Source organism: Nostoc sp., assembly GCF_036917195.1.
In the GTDB taxonomy this organism is placed as follows: domain Bacteria; phylum Cyanobacteriota; class Cyanobacteriia; order Cyanobacteriales; family Nostocaceae; genus Nostoc.
On the sequence record NZ_JBALDG010000101.1, the window covers coordinates 1 to 24,267 of the forward strand.

The window sequence follows — 24,267 nt, forward strand, 5'->3', positions numbered from 1 at the left end:
TCTTCCGTTACTAGGGTGCTTGTTATTACAGGCATCCCTTTATTTTTTGCACAACAACTACAAGCATGATCGCTCTCTTTTAGTCTAAAGTCCAGCTTTAAGGAATCGTGCGATCGCATCTCTGATAAACTGCAACGCCGAATACTGCAAATGCGATCGCTAATTTCCAAACTCAATTAAGTTGATTAACTAGCGATCGCAACTACCTTTTTGCGGGAAGGACGCTTGCGGTCTGATTTTTTCTTTAGTCCTACCGCTTGAGCTTGATCGCTATCTGAGCCATATTGCCCGCGCACGACTTCTTTCATCGCTAATACAGTATTGTGAAATTCCCATTCTGCTAATCTAGCAGCATCAGAAGTAGCACGGTATAAAGCTAGTTTCTCAGTTTCGATTTGTTGAGAAATCAACATCGCCTGATAAACTTCCTGTAACTTTGCCGCTGAGGCATCAGCACGAGTTGTGTTGTATGTGCTTACCGTTTGCAAACCCTGGAATGAGGTAATATCTTGACTAATGGTTTGAGGGCGCAAACGGCGTGTTCTATCTTGGATAGTCATAGATGTATACAGTAGTAAAGTATACATTAAATGTACCCCTTATAACCAAAAAACTATCAGTAAGATAAAGTTTTTAAATCGGGCAAGCTTGAAAAAGGCAAGTTTTTACAATACATCGATTTACATTGTGAATGTATCAGCTTGCATTATCAATGCATCGACTTACATTGTAAATGCATTGGCTTACATTGTGAATGTATCAGCTTGCATTATTAATGCATCGACTTACATTGTAAATGCATTGGCTTACATTGTGAATGTATCAGCTTGCATTATCAATGCATCGACTTACATTGTAAATGCATTCGCTTACATTGTGAATGCATCGGCTTGCACTTACAGTTGAATCAGTTTGAAACCATCAGGAGCATTAAAATTTCTAACACTCCAAAGCTGAAGTGTCACTAATGGGAATACAATCACAAAATCATACAGCTTTGTTAGTAAAGACTGCACTGGAAAATAGCGGAGGTTAAAGTAATGGATGGGCGCGATCAGTATTTACGAATCGCTCTGGCTCTTTTTGGAATAGCTTTTCTACTTATTTATCCGCTAAGTCAGGTTTGGGCATCGGGCTGGTTATGGCAACCAGGTCAGCACGAATACGAACAGATGATCATTGGTGTTTATGCGACGCTTGGTGTCTTTTTGCTATTGGCTTCAAGGCAACCAGAAGCTTATCTCAGTTTAATTTGGTTCACCGTCACATCAAGTGTAGTCCACGGGGTAATCATGGCAGTACATGCAGTAATTGACCCTGTTGAACATGGACACCTGTTTGGTGATGTTCCAGCATTGTTCTTGGTAGCAATTGTCCTTGGCTTTTTAGCGCCCCGCAAAGTGGTGTCAAGTACATGAAGGAGCATAGAATGTCTCTACATCTCCCGTAACTGAACAGATAAGCAATTCCCCGATCAATTTAATAACAGTTACAGTGTTGCTGAAGCGCGAGTATGAAGCGGTATTGATTCGCTCTAATTATTGCTTTAAGACAACTTGGTAGAGAAATGCGAAGGGCAAGCAAAGGCGATCGCATCTCTTATAAATTGCAACGCCGAATAGTGCAGAAGGCATCAATCGATTTGATTGACAAAAGACTCCTCGCAGCCGAAAGAGTGATCGCAAGGGCTGGCATTGCTTCTCTTGTCTACGAGAGGCTCCGCCTCGCTTGCTTCTCCGTAGGAGTGCGCTTTGCTTGCAATGACTGTAAATATTTTTGTCTATCTACTTATTTTTTACTTGCAAGTCCCTTAAAGGCTGTTTTCCTCCTACCCTTTAACTTTTACCTTTATTGATAAAGTTTTAAATCGGGCAAGCTTAAACAAAGGATAAGCATTGTGAATGCATCGGCTTACACTGTGAATATATCAAATTGCATTATGAATGCATCGACTTGCATTGTGAATGCATCAACTTGCATTGTGAATGCATTGGCTGGCATTGTGAATGCATCGGCTTACACTGTGAATATATCAACCTGCATTATGAATGCATCGGCTTACATTGTGAATGCATCTTACGGTGTATGTTTTAAAGCACTCCTTAGTTAGAGTCTCTGTGTCAGATTGCCGTGCTACTATATGGCTCATTCCTGTTGTTACTTGTAGGAGACAATTATGGAAATCAGTAGACGCAGCTTGTTGAAAACTGCTTCTGCTTCGGGATTAGTAGCGGCAGGACTTGCAGTTTCGGAAGGATTTTTGCAGCCGCTCCTTGCTCAGACAGAACCTGTTGATGAAAAGACTCAACTACTAGCCCAAACACCCACTCCAACTCGACGCGGCGAAATGTTGTATCGCACCCTTGGACGTACTGGAGAACAAGTATCTGCGATTGGCTTGGGTGGGTTTCACATTGGAAAAATTGAAGAGGAGCAAGAAAGTATCAAGCTGATCCGCAGTGCCATTGATCGCGGCATCAACTTTATGGATAACTCTTGGGACTATCATAATGGACGTAGCCATCGGTGGATGGGAAATGCTCTTAAGGATGGTTATCGCCAAAAGGTTTTCCTAATGACGAAAATCGATGGTCGCACTAAAAGTTCTGCCAAGATGCAGATTGATGAATCGCTTAAAGATTTGCAGGTCGATCACATTGATTTAGTGCAGCATCATGAAATACTGCGCTTTGAAGACCCTGATCGCATCTTTGCTCCTGGCGGCGCAATGGAGGCAGTCGTCGAGGCGCAGAAGGCGGGCAAAATTCGCTATATCGGTTTCACAGGACACAAGAATCCCCTGATTCACCTTCAGATGTTGGAAACTGCGACACAAAATGATTTCCGCTTCGATACTGTGCAGATGCCATTAAATGTTATGGATGCCCATTTTAGAAGTTTTGAACATCAGGTTCTACCTGTGCTAGTGAAAAACAATATTGGTGTGCTGGGAATGAAATCGATCGGGGAGTCTTACATTCTCAGAAGCAACACTGTTAGTGCGATCGAGTGCCTGCACTACGCAATGAATTTGCCAACGTCTGTTGTAATTACGGGCATTGATAGCATGAGAATTTTAGACCAGGCGTTTGAAGCAGTCCGCACGTTTAAGCCAATGGATCAGGCACGAGTTACAGCACTGTTAGCGCGTACCCGTGAGGCAGCGGCTAAAGGACAGTACGAACGATATAAGACCACAAATCAAAATGACAGTACAGCCATGAATCCAGCTTATCTTGGATAAAGATTAATACCATGTTTGACTGTTTTTTATACAAACAGCGATTGCAATTTTGCAGGTGTAACATTAGATCGAGTTGATGCGTTAGGCACATCTTCTCAAAATCAATTCTTGTGTTACTTGACACGTTTTCGCAGAAAGCTAGGTGATTGATTGCTGTCCCTATCTTGATTGCTGCTGAGTCTATCGATTGGAAGATGTATTTATCCACAAAACTTCGATGATGTGAAGGGGGGTAAAAACTGCCTGACTTCGACACACTTCCTGTGTGCTAAAAGTATCGCTATTTTCTTAAAGTAAGATACCATCTAGAACATAGTTATGAAACGCATTGCGTATTTAGGACTCGGCATCATGGGCAGTGGGATGGCAACCAACTTGCTCAAAGCGGGCTATGATCTCAACGTTTGGAATCGTAGTCTAGAGTCCTGTAAGCCTTTGGTTGAACAAGGTGCAACACAAGCACAAACACCAGCACAAGCCGTAGAGAATGCTGAGGCGATTCTTTACTCGCTCTCAAATGACAATGCGGTTGAAGAGGTTGTTTTTGGGAAAGATGGCATTTTATCGAACGTGCGATCGGGACAAATTGCGATCAACATGAGTACGGTTCATCCTGATACCTCGCGTCGGGAAGCCGCAGCCTATGCAGGAAAGCAGGTCGAATTTCTTGATGCTCCCGTTTTTGGCAGTAAAAACGAATCCGCAGCTGGGGGATTGTGGATTGTCGTTGGTGGCAAGCGGGAGGTATTTGAGCAAGTCAAACCAATTTTGGAGCCGTTGAGCGAAACGATCCATTATCTAGGCGACACTGGCAAAGGTGCATCGATGAAACTCATCGGTAATTCGATTGTGGCAACCCAAATCGAAGCGTTAGGGGAAGCGCTGATTCTGGCAACCAAAGCCGGACTTAATACACAAGACGTTCTTGATGTGCTGCATGTGGTAGATTTTCGCTCTCCAATTTTTGACGGCATGGGCAAGACGCTGGTAAATCGCGATTTCACGCCGAGTTTTGCGTTAAATAATTTGCTCAAAGATGTCAATTTGATTGCTCGATTTGCCCAAGATTTAAATTCTCCAATGCCTGCTGCCGCAATTGTTAGAGAAACCATTAAAACAGCAGTTAATCAAGGATGGGGGGAAGAAAATGCATCGGCATTCATTAAAGCTTTAGAATTGGAAGCAGGAGTGACGGTTGAATCATAACTGCAAATTTCTGTATTAGAAAATACACCTTTATTTCAGGAAAACATTGATATGACAAACTTCAAAATATTCTCAACTGGTTTAGTAGCGATCACTTTATCTCTGGCAACTGGTTGCACACCAACTACTCCGCATGACCAGAATACATCTGAAGTTCCAGCTGCTCAGTCTGTGCAAAGGACAGAGAGTCCATCACCAAGTGCGTCACCAACTGCATCAGGGCAAAATAGTCTCAGTTCTTCAGACAAAAAGTTCATGACTGAAGCTGCTCAAGGTGGTTTAGCAGAAGTCCAACTAGGACAACTGGCATCACAACGTGGAACTAGTGATGAAGTAAAACAGTATGGACAGCATATGGTTGATGATCACACCCCGGTGAATGATCAACTCAAACAGTTAGCGACTCAAAAAGGTGTCAAACTGCCAACTAGTATTGGCAGAAAAAATCAGCAAGCCAGTCAACGCTTATCTAAGCTTTCTGGTACTAACTTTGATCGCCAATATCTGAATCTGATGCTTCAAGATCATGAAAAGGATGTCGCTGCATTTCAAAGTGAAGCTCAAAAGGGACAAGACCCCGACGTGAAAGCATTTGCGGCTCAAGCGCTACCAACCCTCCAACAACACTTGGAACAGGTTCGTGCCCTTGCTAATTCTGGAACTCCAACTAGCACCCCAACTTCAACCAGTAGCCCAACTCCAACCAGTACCCCGTAATATGATGTCCGGCAAATTACACGTAATTAATTAATTATGAGTGAAACGCCGCAATCGCAGGGTTTTTAGGATTACTTTCCTACCCTGCGGGAATGCTAAGTACAGTTCTGCATAAAATCGTAGCGTTTTTGAATGCAGAAGGATGCATTGGCATTGCAGAAGGACGCATTGCCATTGCAAAAGGACACATTGGCATTGTAGACGGATGCATTGGTATTGCAGAGGAATACATTGGCATTGTAGACGGATGCATTGGCATTGCAGAGGAATACATTGGCATTGCAGACGGATACATTGGCATTGCAGAGGAATACATTGGCATTGCAGACGGATACATTAGCATTTCATTAATTTGCTACGAATTAATGAAATGCTGTACTAAAAGCGAATGATCGCAATGACCAAATAATTACTAATTTGTAATTCTTAATAACGCTCTCTACAAGACGCTGCACGTAGCTTGCTTCTTTACAGGGGTGTGGGGACAATGCTGCGCTAACGTAATTAAATTGCAACTACAAATTACGTTAGCGTAGCGTTAGCGAGTCCGCGTACCCCTACGGGGAAGCAAGCTACGCACAGCGTCTTGTAAGAGAGCGTCATTATCAATTACGAATTATGTTGACAGTTATTTAAGCGGACTTGTATAAGTCCAAAATTTCATCATTAAGGAAACACAATGTCTGAATTGTTTAAAGGAGAATTTTCTCGTCGTCAAATTCTGACTACTGCTGGATTAGGAGCCATTTCAGCCGTCGCACTTGGTAGTATAGGCGAAGAGGTTACTGCCCAACAGCCGACTGGGCAAGCCACGCCACACGGAGGAACTCTGCCGCTTCAGATTGAATTTGCGCCGATCTCGGAAAAGACTGAGGTCGATACAGGTGGGCCTCCGACTGCATTGCCCCCAGAGCGACGGTTGGGATTTGCGATCGTTGGACTGGGTAGACTGGCATTGGAAGAAATCATGCCTGCGTTTGCAGAATGTAAACTAGCAAAGCCAACTGCGTTAGTTAGTAGTGACGCTGCCAAAGCGAATCAAGTTGCCCAGCAGTATGGCATTAAACCGCAGAACGTTTACAATTATCAGAATTACGACAATCTCCGCAACAATCCAGATGTTGATGTAATTTATATTGTATTGCCCAACAATATGCACCGAGAATATACGGTGCGTGGTGCTAAAGCAGGGAAGCACATTCTGTGTGAGAAGCCAATGGCAACCACGGTCGAAGATGCTCAACAGATGATTGACGCGTGCAAACAAGCTGATCGCAAGTTGATGATTGCTTATCGCTGCCAATACGAGCCACACCATCGTGCCATGATTCAGATGATTCGCAGCAAAGAATTAGGAACTGTGAAGGTGATTCAGGCAGATAACGGACAAAATCAGGGCGGTGACTTAAACCAGTGGCGGTTGAAACGCGCTCTAGCTGGAGGTGGCTCTTTACCGGATGTGGGAGTTTATTGCTTGAATGCGACTCGCTATTTGACGGGAGAAGAACCGATCGCAATTAGCGCCCAAACCTTTACCACTCCTGGCGATCCACGCTTCAAAGAAGTAGAAGAAAGTGTTACCTTCCAATTGCGGTTTCCCAGTGGAGTGCTAGCGATTTGCTCCACTAGCTACGGCTTTCACGAAGCGCGGCGCTTTCGCGTCTTCGGTTCTGATGCTTGGGGACAACTCGATCCGGCGTTCTCCTACAACGGTTTGCGGATGATGATTTCACGCAAATCACCAACAAACAGCATGGCAGAAAATGTTAGCGAAGTGCGGATAGGCGAGAAGAACCAGTTCGCCTTAGAAATTGATCACATGGCGGATTGTGTGATTCAAAATAAGCAACCCCATACGCCTGGTGAAGAAGGTTTGCAAGACCAAAAACTAATAGCGTTGATTTACGAAGCGGCACAAACAGGTAAGACGATTACCCTACCTCGTGTGTCAGGACTGGATACCACTCGTGGCCCCGCTCCTCGAATGCTGAAGTAAATACGTGCATACCACAGTCATGACAACCTCTGCTTAAAGTCCGCTCGATAAATCTTTGTTGGACGATCGCCCGATTGCCTCAATATTTGGGAGCGGCAATGAATGGCCCACCTTGGCAAGCAATTGTACCAGAACTAGTACCGCGATCGCAACTCATGGCTGCCATTGCTTTAAATAGTGCTGGGTTTAACATTGCCCGAGCAGTTGGGCCAGCGATCGCAGGTTTTATAGTGGTGGCGGCAAATGCAGGAGTTGTCTTTTTGATTGATGTCCAACTTCCTTCTACTTCTGGAACTCAAACGATAGTACTATAGCCTTGTCCCAAAGTTACTGGTTTTGAACCAGACATTGGTTGTGCTTGATTGTTCCTAAGTACGTTGTTTGAGGGTGAAAACTTCCAGTCTGTTTTTGACTGCCATATTAGACTTAGTATAAACTTCTATAATCAACTATTTTTTGGCACTGTGAATAATGAAAAATGAAGGATAAATATCACCATTTATTCTCTCTGTTCCTGTATCATTAATTTCTGCATATTCCAAAATTTGGAATTGACTAAGAAAAATAGGTGAAAAATATTCTTGAAAAGTATGTGATGGTTCCTTTACAACTAAAGCACCATCAAACAAAACTGATTTTACTATCTCTTGTTGATAATAGTCTTTAGGGCTAACTATTTTTTCAATAAACTGACGAATTGGATGAGCTACCAAAAAAATGAATCTAGCATTATCATTGGTTATCCTGATAACTTCTTTATAAATACTCTGAATGTCTCTTGCTGTTTGAAATGCCCATTTGCTGACAACAATTCAGTTGAAAGTCGGCACTATTGCAGGCAAGAGATTCTGCTGTGGTTCTGTGGAACAGCGCTTGTTGAACTAGTAAAAGTGAGATGTCAGCTTTTAATTCTAAGCTAATCAGCATTTAAGCTGCAATATAGCTAAAATTCCCTTTGTTTTTGATTTGCCGATACCATTTAATCACTAACTCGCCTTGATTTAACAGCCTATTTAGTAATCATTTCAATTCATCTACTGATTTAAACAGAGGATGAGCAATATATTCTTTACATGAGTGTCAGACTAATTCGATGATATTGTAATCAGGGCTATAAGCTGGTAAAAACTCTAAAATAAAATTTGGAAACTCTTGTGATATTTTAGCTAGAACATCTTTGCGTTTATGAAAACTAGCATTATCTAAAATTAAAATAATCTTCGGGCCATACTTAGCAAAATCTTCAGAACGGTTTCCTTTAGCTACCCACTCTTGTTTGATTAATTCATTTAATTGTTGTAGTTGCTCATAAAAAATATCCGCATTCCCTTTTTTTACAAAAAAGCATACCCGTTTCCGATCTGATTCTCTGATTGCCCCCATCATATTAACCCGACCACAACACCGTTGTCCTGGAACATTTTTGCGTTTTCCTTTTTTACCCCAATTCTTGTGGCGAATCACACGTAAACTGAAACTACATTTCGACAGGCTCAATGCACCGCTCTCATCCCAAAACCATACTTGTAATTGCTCTGGCTGTTCTCTCCCACCCCTCAAAATGAGCGAACGTACAGTCTTAGAGTGATGGAAGAGCGCTAAAGTCGGCATCTAAAAAGTTAAGTAATACCTTTTGCCGTCTGGGCAACGATGAAATCAACTACATCCTCTAGGCGTTCTGTACGTTTGTAGACTTCACGCTGCCGTGTTGCACCATTTCCATGCTGCATTGTCTGCTGCACAAGCGATGAAATCTCGTCCCAGTCTCCATACTCTTCTAGCGATGGACGCACGAAGGCTAGAAACTTCTCAAGCAACTCCTGCGCTGGGACAGCACGCATTGCTTCGACGTCTATAAGTTCTGTATCCAATCCATAGCGTGCTGCACGCCAGTGAGCAGCACGTATAACTTCATGGCGTGCAGCCGGGAATGGTTCGTCTATTTTTGCTTGTTCGTAGCAGGTGCGTGCCAAGGCACGCACTAGTCCTGCAACCATTACTGCTTCGTCTACTGTCATGCATACATCTGTGACGCGAAACTCTACTGTTGGGTAACGCTCAGACAGACGTGCATCCCAGTATATCTTTGTTGCCTCCTCTACACTCCCTGTTGCGATTAAAGCTTCCGCAAGCGCTTGATATTCAGCAAGTGACTCAAAAATTAATGGCGGCCCTGATATCGGCCACCTCCCCCAAATTTCCGTGCGGTAACTTGCATATCCTGTATCCATACCCATCCAAAAAGGGGAGGAAGCAGCTAGCGCCAGAAGGGGTGCTAGCCAGACTCGTGCGCGGTTCATGACACAAAGTGCTAGCTGAGGATCGCTAATCCCAACGTGTACATGACAGCCAAAAATCATTTGTTCGCGAGTAAGTTGTTGATAATCTCGCATCAGCCCTTGGTAGCGTTCTTTGGGCGTAATCTCCTGTTCTGACCATGAAGAGAACGAGTGCGTCCCAGCGGCAGCGATTTGATTCCCGTCTTTGGCTGCTGCTGCAATTACTTCTTGCCGCAAACGTACAATTTCTGCGCGGACTTCTGCCAGCGTTTTACAGACGGGTGTGCCAATCTCTATCTGCGACAGATAAACCTCAGGTTGTACCTCTTCTCCAAGAACTTTCTCGGCTATCTGTAAAATTTGCTGTTGACGCGAGCAAAGCTCACGAGTTACGGGGTTAATAATTTGGTATTCTTCTTCAACACCGATAGTGAAGTCTTCTGCCAGGGATACCATCTAAAATGTCTCTGTAAAGGACTAACTTTTAATATTAGACGAGGTTTTAGTTATCTGGTTAAAATTCTGCTTTGTATTCCACTACTTATATACGAATTTATTTAGCTTTTATCAAGCCTAATTTTGACTTGTTTAATTTGCTTTCTAGATCATTTTTATTTTTACATATAAATAAATATTGATTAATTTATACTTTTTTGATAAAATTTTAATATTTAATTTACTTCTATTTTTTAATCTAAATTGATAATGGATTAAAAAAATATCTGTTATCCAGACTATGTAAATGATTTTATCTCACTTGTAAGAAATCTTAGGGCAAACGATCTAATACCAAATCTATGTGAGCCTGCATAGAATAATTCTCTTGTCAGGCATGGAATTTCAAGTGTTTTATTCTGTGCATCTTCATAGAGAACTGGTATAAATATTGAGGAGCCTGAATAAGGGTGAAATACACCAATACTCCAACTATATAAGGCTTTGAGGAAATTAAATCTCACTATATATGAAAATGATAATGATTACAAGAGGGGAGTTAGAGGCAGCCATCGGCTGCCTGACTTTTCACGGTCACTTCTCAAACCACTAAGGTCACGAAGGTAACTACAGTGATTCCGAGCTAACATGACCAAATTTGACTTTAATCGTCATCAGCCCTGAGACTTCTACTGATTGGTAAAAGAAACTACAGGATACCATTGCGATCGCCGATCATATGATTGAACTTTCATAGTTTCGGCGATCGCAAATCTATCTACAGCAGCTTGTCTAATGTAATTGGCAAATCACGGACGCGCTTACCTGTGGCATGATAGACAGCGTTAGCGATCGCCGCCGCCGTGCCGGTAATCCCAATTTCGCCGATTCCCTTGACACCAAGGGGGTTGATATGTGGATCATGTTCATCAACAAACAACACCTGAATATCAGGAACGTCTGCATTCACTGGCACGTGATACTCAGCTAAATCATGGTTGACAACGCGTCCGAGATTGGGGTCTGTTACTGTGTGTTCCATCAGTGCCATACCGATACCGTAGATAATTCCACCGATGAGTTGACTGTTGGCTGTTTTAGCGTTGAGTATGCGTCCAACGCCAAAAGTTCCCACCCAACGCGTTACTCTGACTTCACCAGAATCAGGATTAACGCGGACTTCGGCAAATTGCGATCCAAATGCGTGCATTGAGAACTTTTTTTGTTCCTCTCCGAGTTTGGCATCTGCACGCGCTTCGATCATTTTCATTCCATGCCGGGCCAAAATTGCCTGATATGTTTCGGTTGCAGACGATTTATTTTTTAAGAAAAAGCTACCATTTTCGGCAATCACATCCTCAGCGTTTGAACTATAAAGCGGCGATTTTTGATCGGCAAGTGCTAGTTGCAAAAGCTGACTGCGAGCTTGATTTCCCGCTAAATGCACGGACGAGCTAACACTGGCGGCGGTTTGTGAACCACCGGAAACGGGGGTTTCTGGCATTTTAGTATCGCCTAGTTCAAAGCGAACTTTGTCAACTGGTAAACCGAGCGCCTCAGCTGCAACCTGAGTCATTACAGTATAAGTTCCCGTACCAATATCTTGCGAACCACTCTGCACAACGGCTGTACCATCTGCCATGATTCGGGCGATCGCTGATGCCGCAGAACGGTTGGTAGGATAAGTTGCTGTCGCCATACCCCAACCAATCAAATAATTGCCATCTCGCATCGAACGGGGCTTAGGATTGCGCTTTTGCCAGCCAAACTTTTCTGCTCCTAATCTGTAGCACTGGATGAGTGACTTGCTCGACCAGGGCAGTCCTTTACTAGGATCGACATCAGCATGGTTACGCAGACGCAGCTCCACCGGATCGATATTCAGCGCATAAGCCAGTTCGTCCATTGCCGATTCTAAGGCGAACGACCCGGAAGCTTCTCCTGGCGCACGCATGAAAGTTGGTGTACCTTCATCCAGTTGCACAAGACGGTGGCTGGTTTCAATATTTGGGCAAGCGTAAATCATGCGGGCGCTTTTACCAACAGGTTCGATAAATTCATCGAAAGTTGAAGTCTGCGAAGTCCCAGCATGTCGCAGAGCTGTCAATTTGCCCTCACGGGTTGCACCTAAAGAAACCTGTTGAATTGTCTCTGGTCGGAAGCCGACAGGCCCATACATTTGTATCCGTCCCAGAACTAATTTCACTGGGCGATTAACCTGCCGTGCTGCCATTGCCGCTAGAGGCACATGCGACCAAGCCGACCCTTTGCAACCGAAGCCACCGCCCACGAAGTAAGACATAACACGGATTTTCTCTGGCTCAATTCCTAATACCCCCGCAACTTTTTGTTGAGCCGAAAAGATTCCCTGAGTTGCATCATACAGCAGCAGTTGATCGCCTTGCCAAACTGCTGTCGTGGCATGAGGCTCCATCGGATTGTGATTTTCAATCGGTGTAGTATAGGTTTGCTCGACGCGGACAGCCGCAGCCGCTAGTCCCTGGTTGACATTGCCGTGAGTTGAATCGGGCGGTTCTTCTCTGGGGATTTTACCTTTAGGCAAGTATGCTTTAGCGAGATTGTCCCGCATATTGATGGTCGGTTTCTCTTCGTCATAGTGAACTTGCACCAATGAGGCAGCATACATAGCCCGTTCAAAAGTATCGGCAACGACGACACCAATATGCTGACCGCTATAAAGTACAACGTTATCTTGCAGCACTTGCAGCTTGCGACCACCGCCTTTTTCTCCAGAAGCTTTGGGCGCGTTCAGGTGGGTAATAACTGCTAATACACCCGGTACTTGCTCTGCTGCCTTTGTATCAATTTTGGCAATCTTACCTTTAGCGATCGCGCTTTGAATCGTCACACCATAAGTCATTTTTGCTACCGGAAACTCTGCCGAATAGCGTGCCCCGCCAGTTACCTTGAGATATCCATCAACTCTGTTTAGCGGTTTACCAAGAACTGTATTTGTATCCCCTGTATTCATGCCATTCCTCCCACCGTTGCCAGCGCCTTAACAATTGTGCGTTTAGCCAGTTCAACCTTAAACCCGTTGTATTTTTGAGGTTTAGCTCCGGCAACAGCTGCGGACGCTGCTACTTGAAATGTTGCCTCGTTTGCAGGCTTGTTCAGAAGGGCTTTTTCAGCTTCAAAGGCACGCCAGGGCTTTGTTCCTACCCCACCCAAAGCAATGCGTGCGGCGCGAATAATGCCATTTTGAACATCTAATGCAGCCGCAACCGATGCCATTGCAAAAGCATAGGAGGCGCGATCGCGGACTTTTAAATAGTGCGATCGCTTCGCAAAGTTTGAAGCAGGTAAATCAACGGCAACAATTAACTCCCCGTGTTGTAGAACTGTTTCCCGTTCGGGTGTATTGCCAGGTACGAGATGAAAATCGACAAGCGGAATACTGCGCTCTCCGTTCGGGCCCCGTGTTTGCACAACTGCATCTAATGCGATCATTGCCACTGCCATATCGGAAGGATGAGTGGCAATACAGCGATCGCTTCCGCCAAGAATCGCGTGAATGCGATTGTAACCTTCAATTGCTGCACAACCTGAACCTGGAACACGCTTATTGCAGGGCATTGAAGTGTCGCGGAAGTAATAGCAGCGGGTACGTTGTAACAAATTTCCCCCCACCGTTGCCATATTTCGCAGTTGTGGCGATGCCCCAGACAGCAACGCTTCTGACAGCACAGGATAACGCTCCTGAATCATCGCATTATAAGCAACATCACTATTGCGTGCCATTGCGCCAATTCGTACGCCGTTGCCCTGCATTTCTATCTTGGTTAGCGGTAGTGGGTTAATGTCAACCAACTCTGTTGGTATCTGGACATTCAGCTTCATCAAATCGATTAGGCTGGTACCACCAGCAAGATACGAGGCTTGACTATCTCGAGCCACCAACGCCACGGCATTTTCCGCTTGTCCTGCTTTTTTATAATTAAACGGCTGCATCTTTTTTTCCTTCTAAAACATCGCGGACAGCATTCACGATATTTGGATAAGCACCACAACGGCAGATATTGCCGCTCATCAATTCACGAATGTCGCCATCTGACTTAGCATGTCCTTCGTTAACTAAACCCACTGCCGAACAAATTTGTCCCGGTGTGCAATAGCCACACTGAAATGCATCGCGGACAATAAATGCAGCTTGCATTGGGTGCAGATTATTTCCTTGCTCCAGCCCTTCAATGGTTGTAATTGTAGCGTCAGTGTGCATGATCGCAAATGTCAGGCACGAATTAATTCGCTGCCCATTAACTAGCACCGTGCAAGCACCACATTGACCATGGTCACAACCTTTTTTACTACCAGTTAGCCCTATGTATTCCCGCAGTGCATCAAGTAAGGTAACACGTGGTTCAATCTGTAAATTGTGTGCTATTCCATTTACTTGCAGCGTCACCTTCATAGTTTCAGGTGTCGAAGTTTGCGGCATTGGAGTAGTTTTTTGGACTTGAGTTTGTCCTACAGCTTTCTCTACAAAATTATTGATTGTAGCCGCTACTGTACTAACGATCATCAATTTACCAAAACCACGGCGTCTTAGCCGAAATTTCATTTGTTTACCCCACTCTGTTTTTGTTGGTAATATATTGGTAATTTTCTGGACTTAACTTTTTTATAAAAAGCACTCTTTTTTACAAGTATTTTCCTCAACATAAGATTATTAATAGAATACAATTTCATCTTGTCATTGTTCTCTATCAGAAGATTTATGCCATAAGTATTATCTAAAATTATCATCCTATTTTGAAATCTCCAATATTTTTATTTTATAGACAATTAAATTTTGTAGTAATTATTTAATTGATTCATTACTAATTTTTAATAAATTCTTGTGAAGATAATCCTTTTTTTTTAAATCTATACCTTTAAAGATTTTAAGAATATCTCTCTACACAGACTTGTTAACACTGCACAATGCGCTAAAACGCCTCATATTGTTCCAAAGGGAGGGGCTAACACCTGCTGTAGGATTATCCGTACCAGTTCTCTATGAGACGCTCTGTGATGGAAGCAAGCTACACGTACCGTCTCTTTTAGGAGAAGGGCTGTAGGGCGAAGACTATGCTACTTGATCAATTATACAGAATTCAATTCTGGTTTTTGACTCTTGAATTCTTTATTGTTAAAAAGCTTTATTAATTCTAATGGTTTTAAACTTGGTAAATCATCTCGATGATAAACTCAGTAAGTTAATTAGCTAACTTCACGCTGTCGAATAGTAGGCGCAAATTTGTAACCTTTGCATGTTCTTTTAAACCTAATATTTTTTTGATTTTTTTGAACTGCTGAATGCTTATTCTCTTGAAGTAATTTAACTCTATAGGTAGCATATCTGTAACTTTTGTCCACTCAGCTAAAGCAGCGATCGCCTGTTAAAAATCTGTAATATAGCAATCCTAAACCAGTTGTGAAAACTATCGTAACGCACAGCGGCTTGCCGCAGGCTAACGCCAAGCCGCCAAGAGTGCCTTCTCTACGAGAGGCTACGCCAACGCCAACGCGAAGCCTCTTGTTGGCGCAGCCTCTTCCAAGAAGTGTTTACCAAACCCAGATGATATTGCTTTGGAGATGTCTAAAGCATGGGGATTTGATTTTTACTTACCTTCCCAACTGATGTTACTGCAATCTGACATTTTGACAACCAATGGTTGTTAAATTCTCGAAGACATTAGCCGCCGCAATCAAGTAATGTGATTTTTGCCAACTATGACCAAATCTATCACAACAATACTCTTTAAAGGTTTTGTGAGTAGAACGGTAGTGCGATCGCAAAGCTTCATCAGCAGATTTATTAGACGCCGCCCGTCACCGAAATGATTACTTAAAATTGGTGTCATCTACTCATAGCGATCAGACAATAAGTTGCGCTCATTTTTCCATTGATGGATGATAAGCAGTATCAGCAAATAAACCACCCTTGGATATGACACCTGCTACAAATTCTTCGAGCGAACCCCCAAAGCTGCAACGCAATACGCTGCAATTGCGCCATGCAGTCGTTATGGCAGTCGCTGCGATGTCTCCGGTAGGAGCCATCTTTTTTAATACCATTCCCCAAGCGGGACTCGTCGGTGCAGCGATGCCATTGTGCTACATCATTGGTTTTGGGGTAGCTCTGCTAGTTGCTGATCAAATTAGCATACTTGCAGCCGAATTACCCGCGAGTGGCTCGTTGTATACCTTTGTGACTCAAGGATTAGGAGTACGCTGGGGCTTTCTCGCTGGCTGGCTGAGTTTAATTTCTTTTGGTGCGGCTATTGCCTTTGTCTTTCTAGTAATGAGTGCGAATTTTCAAGAACTGTTGCTCCACTGGTTTGGCGTACACCTAAACTGGACATTATGGTATTGCTTGTTCGCTTTGATCGTCGGGGCAGTGTGTTATCGCGGCATTCGCTTCTCGCTACAATTAGATCTGACACTATTGATGTTTGAACTCGGCGTTTGTCTATTGCTTGCGCTTATGGTGTTTATCCAAGCTGGTAAAACCGGACAATTAACACTATTACCCTTCACGCTGACGGGGCTACCACAGCATAGCAACCTGTTTGTGGGTGTGATTTTGTCTATTCTCAGTTTCGTTGGGTTTGAATCTGCAACTACGTTGGGTGAAGAAGTTCAAAACCCTCGAAAGTCAATTCCGAAAGCGACGGTGATCACCCTAGTTTTAGTCGGCGTGTTCTATGTGCTGATGTCATATATGGCAACGCTGGGATATGGTATCCATAACATGGCAGCCTTTGCCCAAGATGCTGCCCCCTTCGATACGATCGCTCGTCACGTTTGGGGAAATGGGTTCGCCTTATTGATTGATTTTGCCGGAATTATGGCAGGATATGCCTGCGCCGTTGCTTTTCTCAATGGTGCTGCTCGGATTGTCTATGCCATCAGTCGAGAAGAACTGTTTCCCCGTTGGTTGGCGCACATTCATCCCACCTATCGTACACCGACAAATGCCATTTTCGGGTTGAGTGGCAGTTCTGCGTTTGTAGGGCTGGGGTTGGGAATGCTGTGGACACCGATTCAGGCCTTTGCCTTTCTGGGAACAGTCATAACGCTGGCTGCCCTAGCGATTTATGGATTAACTAGTTTGGCATGTTTTCGATATTTCTCGACAAAACGCCGTACTCAGTTGGAGCAAAACTCTACAAATCGCTTTGGTTGGGTGCGTTATGTTCTCCTACCTTGGCTCTCAATAATCACGATTAGTAGTGTTCTAATTGGCAACCTTTATCCCCCTCCACCAGCACCGCTTAACTTAGCACCAATTGTCGTTTTGATTTGGCTATTGCTGGGCATCGGAGTATTAAAGTTGCTGCAAATTCACAAACCCGAAGCTATTCGTTACGCAGGTAGACTATTTGTCGTTGATGAAACTGAAACCCTCAGTTAGAACAATGTAGTACAGCCCCTTAATAGGAAGTAAGGACTTAGCCGCATGAATCAACTTTTTGTCAATGCGTAAGTCCTATATTTTTAACCCTTATCTGTTAGAGAAGACAGTAAGAACAGAGAAAAAAAGCCTTAACCCAAGCATATTGAGGTATATTTGTTTCTCTATGTCCAATTAATCTCTTTGGAACGAAAAGCTCTATCCCAATCGTTAGCAATCACTTCCATGATATTGATCATGCCTTCATAGCCAAAATATGGCTTGTCAAGATAAGTTTCTCTATTAGTGGGGCTAAATACATCAAAAGCAATTTTGATTCCCAATTCCTCTGCCATGTATTTTTCCCATGCCGAGCCAATCACAGCATCAACACCAAACTCTTCTAAGGTCTGTTTTACCTGATAGCCATCTGCCGAAAATACTATATGGGAAGTAAGACCGAGGCTGTGCAGTTCTCGCTCCAAAATTGAACGAGAATCAGGCATCGCCGAGCGAAATAATAAGATTTCTGGAATCATCTCCAATTCTTCAAAGAGCATTCTGACTAGTCCAATGCCAAGTGTCCCATCCGCAGATACGGCAATTCTACAGTTACGATATCGGGGAATAATCATCAATGCTCGTTTGCGAAGTGTATCTACGACCATTTCTTCGCCTTGTTTGATGATTGGCTCCACTTTTTCATCTATCTTGAAATGTGCCGCCAATGCCTTCAACCACCGAGTAGTGTTATTTACACCTATTGGTAAAGGTATATCATCAAGGATGAGCGGGATATCATGGGTCTGTTGCATTTTCCGAGCAAACTTATACCCAACATCATGACTGAGAACAATATTGGCGGTTGCTTCACCAGCTTGTTCTAGTTCTTCAAAAGAGGTATTATGAGAAAATACCGTCTGCACTTTAATTCTTAAAGACTTTAATGTCTGCATTACCCAATGCAAATCAGCCCACCAAGTAGGATTGAGATTTGCCTGTGGTGCAATGATATTTACAATCTTTGGCTTTCTACCCCTTCTCTTGGTCTGCCTTTTTTTTATAAAAGGAAGTAAAGCCTCCAAACCCATCTCCAAGCCATCATAAGCATTGCCCCGAAACCCACCGGCAAGTAAAGGAACGAGTTTAGCTTTGATATCTGGCTGAAGCTGGTTGCATAATCCGGTAATATCTTCACCAATAATGTCTGCCGCGCAAGTTCCAACGACAAACATAACCTTAGAATCAAAAGATTGATCCGCTTCTTTAATCATCCCTTTGAGTTTCTCAGACGCTCCCATCACAATGTCTGACTCAAAAAGACGAGTACAACCTACTTTCCGCTTGGTGAAATCAACCTCATGAGCATCATACCCAGCTGCGACAGTGGACGCGCAACCCTGTGGAGATTGAATTACAATACTGACATCTTTAATACCAGCAACTGTAGTTGCAATACCTTCAAGGGCACAGCCAACTACTGGGTCTTTACTATGGTTACAATTGTCAAAAGTTGTTTCAGCAGACATTTTTTCCTCCTGTTTTTCTAAAGCTTGACTATGGTAAATGCGTTTCACGCAGCCTGTAGCGACTTCTGCCTTGACGTTTCCGTGTTTCGCGCAGCCTGTAACGGCTTCTGTCTTCCCTGTAGCAACTTCTGCCTTGACGTTTCCGTGTTTCGCGCAGCCTGCAACGGCTTCTGTCTTCCCTGTAGCGACTTCTGCTTTGACGTTTCCGTGTTTCGCGCAGCCTGCAACGGCTTCTATCTTCCCTGTAGCGACTTCTGTTTTGACGTTTCCGTGTTTCGCGCAGCTTGTAACGGTTTCCGCCTTAACATTTTTGGCTTAATACAAATTCGGTATGAAGATGCGCCAAACTATATGAGGAACGAACCGCAAAGAACGCATAGACATGAAGTGGCTTCTCGCACAGTAGGACACAAAGAAAGAAAGAAACAAGAAGCCGAGATCATTTGGCGCACCATCACAAAGAAATGGTATAAGCCTTGCTCATATCAAACGCCACCAAATCAGCGTGCAGTTTTTCCAGTTCTTCAATACAGCCAGTCCCAGTTTTTTGTTAACGATCACTTGACTTTTGATATCAAATCCCTTTATATCGAAATTATTCCTCCTTCCTCTTGCTCTGCGCCCTCGGCGTCTCTGCGGTTTTTTAATCATTCAGATGCTACCGGATTTGATATGAGACAGTTACTACAATTTTTTGCACCTCTGCGTGAGACAAATCCATACTTTTATTTAGCAAAATTACATTCCATTATTACTCGTTACAACATTTGCCCCGTCTCTTCTCTGCATATACGGTACAGTCAGGTAAGTCTTGGGCTAGTTTTCCAGTCAGTGATTGAGCAGATGCCAACCCAGAATTCTTAGGGAACACCATTTGCTTGGTTAAAGCACTCCGAGGTCTAAAGCCATATTGCAGTGCTGTTTTAATACACTTTGCTACCTTTAAGGCTCCGCGATAGCCAAATCTGGGACGATTTAAGATAGCATTTAAATCGACGACAGGAATATGAGGGAAACTCAAGGAAGAACCAAAATACACTACTGAGTCTGGATCAAGACCACCAATAAAATCTAGTAATTCATCTTCCGTTTGTTTCATAGACTCGTACTTACCAAAGGCCAGCGTTCCTTTCGTAATTAGGATTTCCGGGTCTAACCCTGTTTCCAATAAGTAGTCTACACTGGTTTCTCGTGCTTCTGTACTCCAGGGATGGAAGTTATAGATTACCGCCCGCATCCCAAAATCACGTTCCAACATGTGGGCAAGGGACAAGCACTTGATAGCATCATGTCCTTCAATAATCGCTAACTTTCCTTCTATATAACCTTTAGCTGCTTCAAATTCAGTCTTGATTGCGGCATATTCCTTTTCCATTAGGGCAGCAGCCTGTTCTTCCATCCCTAAATATTTTGCCGCCCCTTCGAGCCATTTTTTTGTAGCGGTGATTCCATAGGGAAGGATAGTAGAGTTTAGCGGAGTACCGAACTTGTCTGACATGGCTTTCCCGATGGTATAGCCCAGATCCAAACATAAAGTACAATTGACTGCCGCACTTGGTGCTTGCTTGAGTTCTTCTAAAGTACAGTCACCAGCGATGACGCTATGAACTCGTGCCCCCATTCCTTCTATCAATCGCACTAGTTCTTTAACATCAGTTTCGACTTCTGTTCTTTCAGGGCCCATCTTTGCGCCCACAATATTGACAGCATCAGCTAGTTGTGCTTTCCGTTCTGGAGTTGGCGGCTCCATAAAGTCTACGATTTGCCGAAATACGATATCAAATCCACTGCGATATTCCCCGGCAAATCCTTCACAATGTATCGTCATGATTTCAGACTGGATTTCGCCACGCGCCTTATTCACGACGTCATCAACACAGTCCCCAATAATACCAGACGCACAACTAGTGGCAACAACGATCGCATCGGGATGGTATTTTTCATCTACTTCTCGAATCGCACCTTTTAATTCTTTTTCTCCACCAAAAATTACCGCTTTCTCACTCATATTCGTAGTCACCACGGGTTCATAAGGTGAACCACTATTGCGGCTATTGGTCAACTTGTATGCCCGCTTTACACCATAGGCACAGCCGCTCGGCCCGTGAGAAATGACGATCGCATTTTTAATCCCACTTAAAATCTTCGTTGCAGTCCAAAATTTACAGGGGCGGGTATGACTACCTTGTAAAGTAGTCTTAATTTTACCCTCTTTTGCCAAGCGATACAGTTCGCTCAAATTTCCGTAAAATACGACATTCTTATCTATACTTGTTGCAGTCATGATCACTCTCCAGTCTTTCAATAGCTTCTGTAGCAATACTCTGTGATTTGTAAACCAGGCTACTGAGCCGCCCTCTGAAACTAATCAGCTAAACGGGTGCTGCCTGGTTTACAATTGACATAGGATTCCTAAGTATCGGAAAAATTCTGATGGAAATACCATCTAATCACTTGGGGGTGGATGACAGAAATATCACTGCGGATACATGCCATCCCCCATATACATCAGCTTTCTACCAAACGTTTAAGATCCACTCGCGCTCGTGCTTGTTCTCCATATCTGCAAACATGGTGTTAGCAATGGTGTCTGCTAGCCATTCTGCGCCTTTATAGCCAATAATGGGGTATTTCCACAGACCTGCCCGGTCAAAGCTGGGGAAGCCAACTCGAACCATTGGAATCTTGTGATCGATAGAAATATATCGACCTTTGGAATGACCTAAAATCAAGTCGATTTCGAGAGACTTATCTTTAATGCGGCGCTCCAATTCCCAGAGGTCTGCATTCCAGATGACTTCGATATCACAGGGTGCTTGCTTCTCTAACGCGGCAATTCTTGGGTCTTTAGTGCAGGCCTTGTTGTCGTCTCCCAACAACATCAGCACTGGCTCTAACTCACATTCTAAGCAGAACTCTGCTAGACCAATTACCAGATCGGGATCTCCGTAAATAGCTACCTTTTTGTTGGCGAAGAACATGTGCGCGAGGTCGGCGATCGCATCGATAGCCTTTCCACGTTCTCTGACTAAAGATTCTGGTATTGCTTTGCCGGTCAGTTTCTGGATGTTTTGCAGCCAGAGGTCGGTGTTTTTGATGCCAATCGGGGTTGGGCCAATAATTGCAGGAACCTTAAAATTCTCTTCTAAGAATTCGGCTGCGCTACCTCCTTCATATTTGCATAAGGCAATAGTTCCCAACGCATTAGCAGAATCAGCAATTTCTTCAATGGTTGTATTCCCAAAGGCAAAACTTGTCTTATCGGGCATGGTGGGCGCATCGAAGGATTCTGTATCCACTAAGATGTTTGTTGGAACATCCATATCTTTTAAGATGCGCTTGATTTCCGTGACATCTCCAGGGTTAAGCCACCCAGTAATGATGTTCAACTTGCCAGTTGGTTGGCCTTTTTTTGCCAGGGTAGAAATGATTGCATGTATGCCGACATTATAGCCACTGACCTGGCTACCTTTGTAACTGGGGGTATGCACCGGAACAAGGACAACCTTGCGATCGGGATAGGCCTGCTTTAACTGACCCTTGAGCTTGTTAATGGTTCCTTCAATATCGTCCCCAATCGTCTCAGTTGAACAAGTCGTAATAATTGGAATAATCCGTAAATCGGGATATCGTGCGACTAAGGTGTGTACGGCTTCCTCAATGCGTGGCTGTCCTCCAAGGACAGCGCTATTTTCATGGAGTGAAGAAGAAGCAATGTCAAAATTTTCCTTCAAATGCTGGGCAAACAGCAAACGAACGAACATACTACACCCCTGTCCTCCATGCACCAGGGGAATACAATCTTTTACTCCGATTGCAGCATACTCAGCCCCAGCAGGCTGACAAGTAAATATAGGATTGATTATTCCCTTGCGTTCTTTCTGTTTTACAACTACAGACATCCTATTGACTCCTAGATAGTAAGAAACTCGTGATTATGTTTGTTTGACGTTGTTGAAAGAAAGAATTGTCATCCTGTTCTGTAGTCAGGGCATAAACGGAGTAGAGTGTCTACATGAAGGCGTTTTCGTACCTCTAGGTCGAAGTAAGCGATGCGTAGCATCGACTACACCAGAAGGATAGAATTGAATTTCTCAAAAGCCTTGAAAACTAAACGAGATGCTACGTAAACACTTTGCTACTCTTAAGGAATGGATGAAGGCGATCGCTTCTCCCCAACAGGAGAAGCGAAAAGCGATCCAACCTTACATGAAGACTTCTCTACCAGAAGCTACGCCAACGCGAACAAAATGACAAAACTCTATTTCCTACTTTGATTCAGCAACACTGTTCGTTTGGTGAGGCAGTCTGGTCTTCTCCCTTGGCGTTAGCCTCTCCCAAAGGGAGAAGGGGAGACGCCAAGGGCGATGGGGTTTCCCCAGGAGGAACTGCTGTTAGCGTCAGCGTTAGCAACACAGGAGCGTCACCCGGAGGGTTGAATTACCGATCTAATTGCTTTAATAAAGCGAATAATGCAATTCACCATTCTTTGACTTGGTTATTACAATATCGATCAGCATTGCCTTAACAGACTCAAGTACTGCTTTCTTTTGCGAGTTCTCCATCTTACTTAACCATGAAAACCTGATTTCTAGGTCAGCCGAAAGGATCTTCGCATCTGCATAAAAACCCCTCTCGATCAAGGTATCCAGAACCACCTTTTCTCCAGTCAAGATTTGGGCAGTCTTATTGAGAACACCATTGATGTTTTCTTCCCGATCCCATGCACGCGAGTGAAACTGCCACAAACACCGTTCTTGAATTAATTTTGTGACTTCTGCAGCTCGCTCTTGAATGTATGACGCGATTTCGTTAGCTTGCTGTTGAACCTGTGGCGCAACTTCCTTAGCTTGTGGTTGAACCTGTGGCGCAACTTCCTTAGCTTGTGGTTGAACCTGTGGCGCAGTTTCCTTAGCTTGTGGTTGAACCTGTGGCGCAACTTCCTTAGCTTGTGATTGAACCTGTGGCGCAGTTTCCTTAGCTTGTGGTTGAACCTGTGGCGCAACTTCCTTAGCTTGCTTTTGAACCTGTGGCGCAACTTCCTTAGCTTGTGGTTGAACCTGTGGCGCAACTTCCTTAGCTTGCTTTTGAACCTGTGGTGCAGTTTCCTTAGCTTGCTTTTGAACCTGTGGTGCAGTTTCCTTAGCTTGCTGTTTGACCTCTGAAGTGGCTTCTTTAACTTGCTGTTTGACCTCTGAGGTGGCTTCCTTAACTTGTTGTTGAATTAAAGAAACGACTTCCTCAGATAGGTCTTTAGTAGCTTTACCGTTACCATTACCATTGGTGCTTACCGGATTTTGCTCACCACGGATATCAACTTGAGCCAATTTCATCAAAGGCGAGTAAATGGCATTGTACATATCACGCGCCATGTTCACAGCACCTTCAAAGCCCATATATGGACCATTGTGGTAACCATGACCATTGACATAAGGCAAGTGTAGTTTCTTCACCAAAGCACC

General features: G+C 43.8%; 19 protein-coding genes and 1 pseudogene. 9 read left to right on the forward strand and 11 right to left on the reverse strand.

Annotation, left to right across the window (positions count from 1 at the left end; translation table 11 throughout):
* Positions 1-185 precede the first annotated feature (185 nt).
* The gene (locus V7K40_RS33170) at positions 186-560 is read right to left on the reverse strand and encodes a hypothetical protein (protein WP_334967110.1); all 375 of its coding nucleotides are present in this window, start codon (positions 558-560) and stop codon (positions 186-188) included.
* A gap of 480 nt (positions 561-1,040) precedes the next feature.
* Between V7K40_RS33170 and V7K40_RS33175 the strand changes: the two genes are divergently transcribed.
* The 7 genes from V7K40_RS33175 (at position 1,041) to V7K40_RS33205 (ending at position 7,477) form a co-directional block, all read left to right on the forward strand.
* On the forward strand, positions 1,041-1,418 hold the full coding sequence (locus V7K40_RS33175) for a DUF6632 domain-containing protein (protein ID WP_334967111.1): 378 nt from the start codon (positions 1,041-1,043) through the stop codon (positions 1,416-1,418).
* A 758-nt stretch (positions 1,419-2,176) separates the two neighbouring features.
* A complete protein-coding gene (locus V7K40_RS33180; protein ID WP_334967112.1) occupies positions 2,177-3,244 on the forward strand; it encodes an aldo/keto reductase in 1,068 nt (355 codons plus the stop codon).
* Between the two features lie 318 nt (positions 3,245-3,562).
* The gene (locus tag V7K40_RS33185) at positions 3,563-4,450 is read left to right on the forward strand and encodes an NAD(P)-dependent oxidoreductase (protein WP_334967113.1); all 888 of its coding nucleotides are present in this window, start codon (positions 3,563-3,565) and stop codon (positions 4,448-4,450) included.
* A 51-nt stretch (positions 4,451-4,501) separates the two neighbouring features.
* Positions 4,502-5,167 (forward strand): DUF4142 domain-containing protein, encoded by a 666-nt coding sequence (locus tag V7K40_RS33190; protein ID WP_334967114.1) that lies wholly within the window; start codon positions 4,502-4,504, stop codon positions 5,165-5,167.
* Positions 5,168-5,259: 92 nt separating this feature from the next.
* The gene (locus V7K40_RS33195) at positions 5,260-5,559 is read left to right on the forward strand and encodes a hypothetical protein (RefSeq protein WP_334967115.1); all 300 of its coding nucleotides are present in this window, start codon (positions 5,260-5,262) and stop codon (positions 5,557-5,559) included.
* A gap of 287 nt (positions 5,560-5,846) precedes the next feature.
* Positions 5,847-7,163, forward strand: a complete 1,317-nt coding sequence (locus V7K40_RS33200) for a Gfo/Idh/MocA family oxidoreductase (protein WP_334967116.1) — start codon at positions 5,847-5,849, stop codon at positions 7,161-7,163.
* A 65-nt stretch (positions 7,164-7,228) separates the two neighbouring features.
* Positions 7,229-7,477 carry an MFS transporter gene (locus tag V7K40_RS33205; protein ID WP_334967128.1) on the forward strand — a complete coding sequence of 83 codons (249 nt, stop codon included), beginning with the start codon at positions 7,229-7,231 and terminating at the stop codon, positions 7,475-7,477.
* Positions 7,478-7,612: 135 nt separating this feature from the next.
* Here V7K40_RS33205 and V7K40_RS33210 read toward each other — a convergent pair whose 3' ends face one another.
* The 6 genes and pseudogenes from V7K40_RS33210 to V7K40_RS33235 form a co-directional block, all read right to left on the reverse strand.
* The gene (locus tag V7K40_RS33210; RefSeq protein WP_334967117.1) at positions 7,613-7,876 is read right to left on the reverse strand and encodes a hypothetical protein; all 264 of its coding nucleotides are present in this window, start codon (positions 7,874-7,876) and stop codon (positions 7,613-7,615) included.
* Between the two features lie 214 nt (positions 7,877-8,090).
* A pseudogene (locus V7K40_RS33215) lies at positions 8,091-8,711 on the reverse strand (IS630 family transposase); the annotation flags it as partial.
* Between the two features lie 71 nt (positions 8,712-8,782).
* Positions 8,783-9,898: a carboxylate-amine ligase gene (locus tag V7K40_RS33220; RefSeq protein WP_334967118.1), complete on the reverse strand. Its 1,116-nt coding sequence runs from the start codon at positions 9,896-9,898 to the stop codon at positions 8,783-8,785.
* 757 nt (positions 9,899-10,655) lie between these two features.
* Positions 10,656-12,869 carry a xanthine dehydrogenase family protein molybdopterin-binding subunit gene (locus tag V7K40_RS33225; protein WP_334967119.1) on the reverse strand — a complete coding sequence of 738 codons (2,214 nt, stop codon included), beginning with the start codon at positions 12,867-12,869 and terminating at the stop codon, positions 10,656-10,658.
* The gene (locus V7K40_RS33230; RefSeq protein WP_334967120.1) at positions 12,866-13,849 is read right to left on the reverse strand and encodes a xanthine dehydrogenase family protein subunit M; all 984 of its coding nucleotides are present in this window, start codon (positions 13,847-13,849) and stop codon (positions 12,866-12,868) included. Before V7K40_RS33230 ends, V7K40_RS33225 begins: the two co-directional genes overlap by 4 nt.
* Complete coding sequence (locus V7K40_RS33235) at positions 13,836-14,459, reverse strand: 2Fe-2S iron-sulfur cluster-binding protein (RefSeq protein WP_334967121.1); 624 nt, start codon at positions 14,457-14,459, stop codon at positions 13,836-13,838. Before V7K40_RS33235 ends, V7K40_RS33230 begins: the two co-directional genes overlap by 14 nt.
* A 1,371-nt stretch (positions 14,460-15,830) precedes the next feature.
* On the opposite strand from V7K40_RS33235, the gene V7K40_RS33240 reads away from it, so the two are divergent.
* On the forward strand, positions 15,831-17,297 hold the full coding sequence (locus V7K40_RS33240) for an APC family permease (protein ID WP_334967122.1): 1,467 nt from the start codon (positions 15,831-15,833) through the stop codon (positions 17,295-17,297).
* Positions 17,298-17,461: 164 nt separating this feature from the next.
* Here V7K40_RS33240 and V7K40_RS33245 read toward each other — a convergent pair whose 3' ends face one another.
* The 3 genes from V7K40_RS33245 to V7K40_RS33255 all read right to left on the reverse strand — a co-directional run bounded on the left by V7K40_RS33245 (position 17,462) and on the right by V7K40_RS33255 (position 22,707).
* A complete protein-coding gene (locus V7K40_RS33245) occupies positions 17,462-18,805 on the reverse strand; it encodes a nitrogenase component 1 (RefSeq protein WP_334967123.1) in 1,344 nt (447 codons plus the stop codon).
* 751 nt (positions 18,806-19,556) lie between these two features.
* A complete protein-coding gene (locus V7K40_RS33250) occupies positions 19,557-21,089 on the reverse strand; it encodes a nitrogenase component 1 (protein ID WP_334967124.1) in 1,533 nt (510 codons plus the stop codon).
* 232 nt (positions 21,090-21,321) lie between these two features.
* Positions 21,322-22,707, reverse strand: a complete 1,386-nt coding sequence (locus V7K40_RS33255) for a nitrogenase component 1 (protein WP_334967125.1) — start codon at positions 22,705-22,707, stop codon at positions 21,322-21,324.
* A 217-nt stretch (positions 22,708-22,924) separates the two neighbouring features.
* Here V7K40_RS33255 and V7K40_RS33260 point away from each other — a divergent pair, with 217 nt between their 5' ends.
* Positions 22,925-23,059 carry a hypothetical protein gene (locus V7K40_RS33260; protein ID WP_334967126.1) on the forward strand — a complete coding sequence of 45 codons (135 nt, stop codon included), beginning with the start codon at positions 22,925-22,927 and terminating at the stop codon, positions 23,057-23,059.
* A 203-nt stretch (positions 23,060-23,262) separates the two neighbouring features.
* Here the strand turns inward: V7K40_RS33260 and vnfG are convergent.
* On the reverse strand, positions 23,263-24,267 hold a 1,005-nt coding region (gene vnfG / locus V7K40_RS33265), incomplete at its 5' end, for a V-containing nitrogenase subunit delta (protein WP_334967127.1).

Bases quoted from the DNA above. Each gene is read 5' to 3' on its own strand.
- V7K40_RS33170 (WP_334967110.1), bottom strand. From the start codon at position 560: ATGACTATCCAAGATAGAACACGCCGTTTGCGCCCTCAAACCATTAGT.
- V7K40_RS33175 (WP_334967111.1), top strand. From the start codon at position 1,041: ATGGATGGGCGCGATCAGTATTTACGAATCGCTCTGGCTCTTTTTGGA.
- V7K40_RS33180 (WP_334967112.1), top strand. From the start codon at position 2,177: ATGGAAATCAGTAGACGCAGCTTGTTGAAAACTGCTTCTGCTTCGGGA.
- V7K40_RS33185 (WP_334967113.1), top strand. From the start codon at position 3,563: ATGAAACGCATTGCGTATTTAGGACTCGGCATCATGGGCAGTGGGATG.
- V7K40_RS33190 (WP_334967114.1), top strand. From the start codon at position 4,502: ATGACAAACTTCAAAATATTCTCAACTGGTTTAGTAGCGATCACTTTA.
- V7K40_RS33195 (WP_334967115.1), top strand. From the start codon at position 5,260: ATGCTAAGTACAGTTCTGCATAAAATCGTAGCGTTTTTGAATGCAGAA.
- V7K40_RS33200 (WP_334967116.1), top strand. From the start codon at position 5,847: ATGTCTGAATTGTTTAAAGGAGAATTTTCTCGTCGTCAAATTCTGACT.
- V7K40_RS33220 (WP_334967118.1), bottom strand. From the start codon at position 9,898: ATGGTATCCCTGGCAGAAGACTTCACTATCGGTGTTGAAGAAGAATAC.
- V7K40_RS33225 (WP_334967119.1), bottom strand. From the start codon at position 12,869: ATGAATACAGGGGATACAAATACAGTTCTTGGTAAACCGCTAAACAGA.
- V7K40_RS33230 (WP_334967120.1), bottom strand. From the start codon at position 13,849: ATGCAGCCGTTTAATTATAAAAAAGCAGGACAAGCGGAAAATGCCGTG.
- V7K40_RS33235 (WP_334967121.1), bottom strand. From the start codon at position 14,459: ATGAAATTTCGGCTAAGACGCCGTGGTTTTGGTAAATTGATGATCGTT.
- V7K40_RS33240 (WP_334967122.1), top strand. From the start codon at position 15,831: ATGACACCTGCTACAAATTCTTCGAGCGAACCCCCAAAGCTGCAACGC.
- V7K40_RS33245 (WP_334967123.1), bottom strand. From the start codon at position 18,805: ATGTCTGCTGAAACAACTTTTGACAATTGTAACCATAGTAAAGACCCA.
- V7K40_RS33250 (WP_334967124.1), bottom strand. From the start codon at position 21,089: ATGACTGCAACAAGTATAGATAAGAATGTCGTATTTTACGGAAATTTG.
- V7K40_RS33255 (WP_334967125.1), bottom strand. From the start codon at position 22,707: ATGTCTGTAGTTGTAAAACAGAAAGAACGCAAGGGAATAATCAATCCT.
- V7K40_RS33260 (WP_334967126.1), top strand. From the start codon at position 22,925: ATGCTACGTAAACACTTTGCTACTCTTAAGGAATGGATGAAGGCGATC.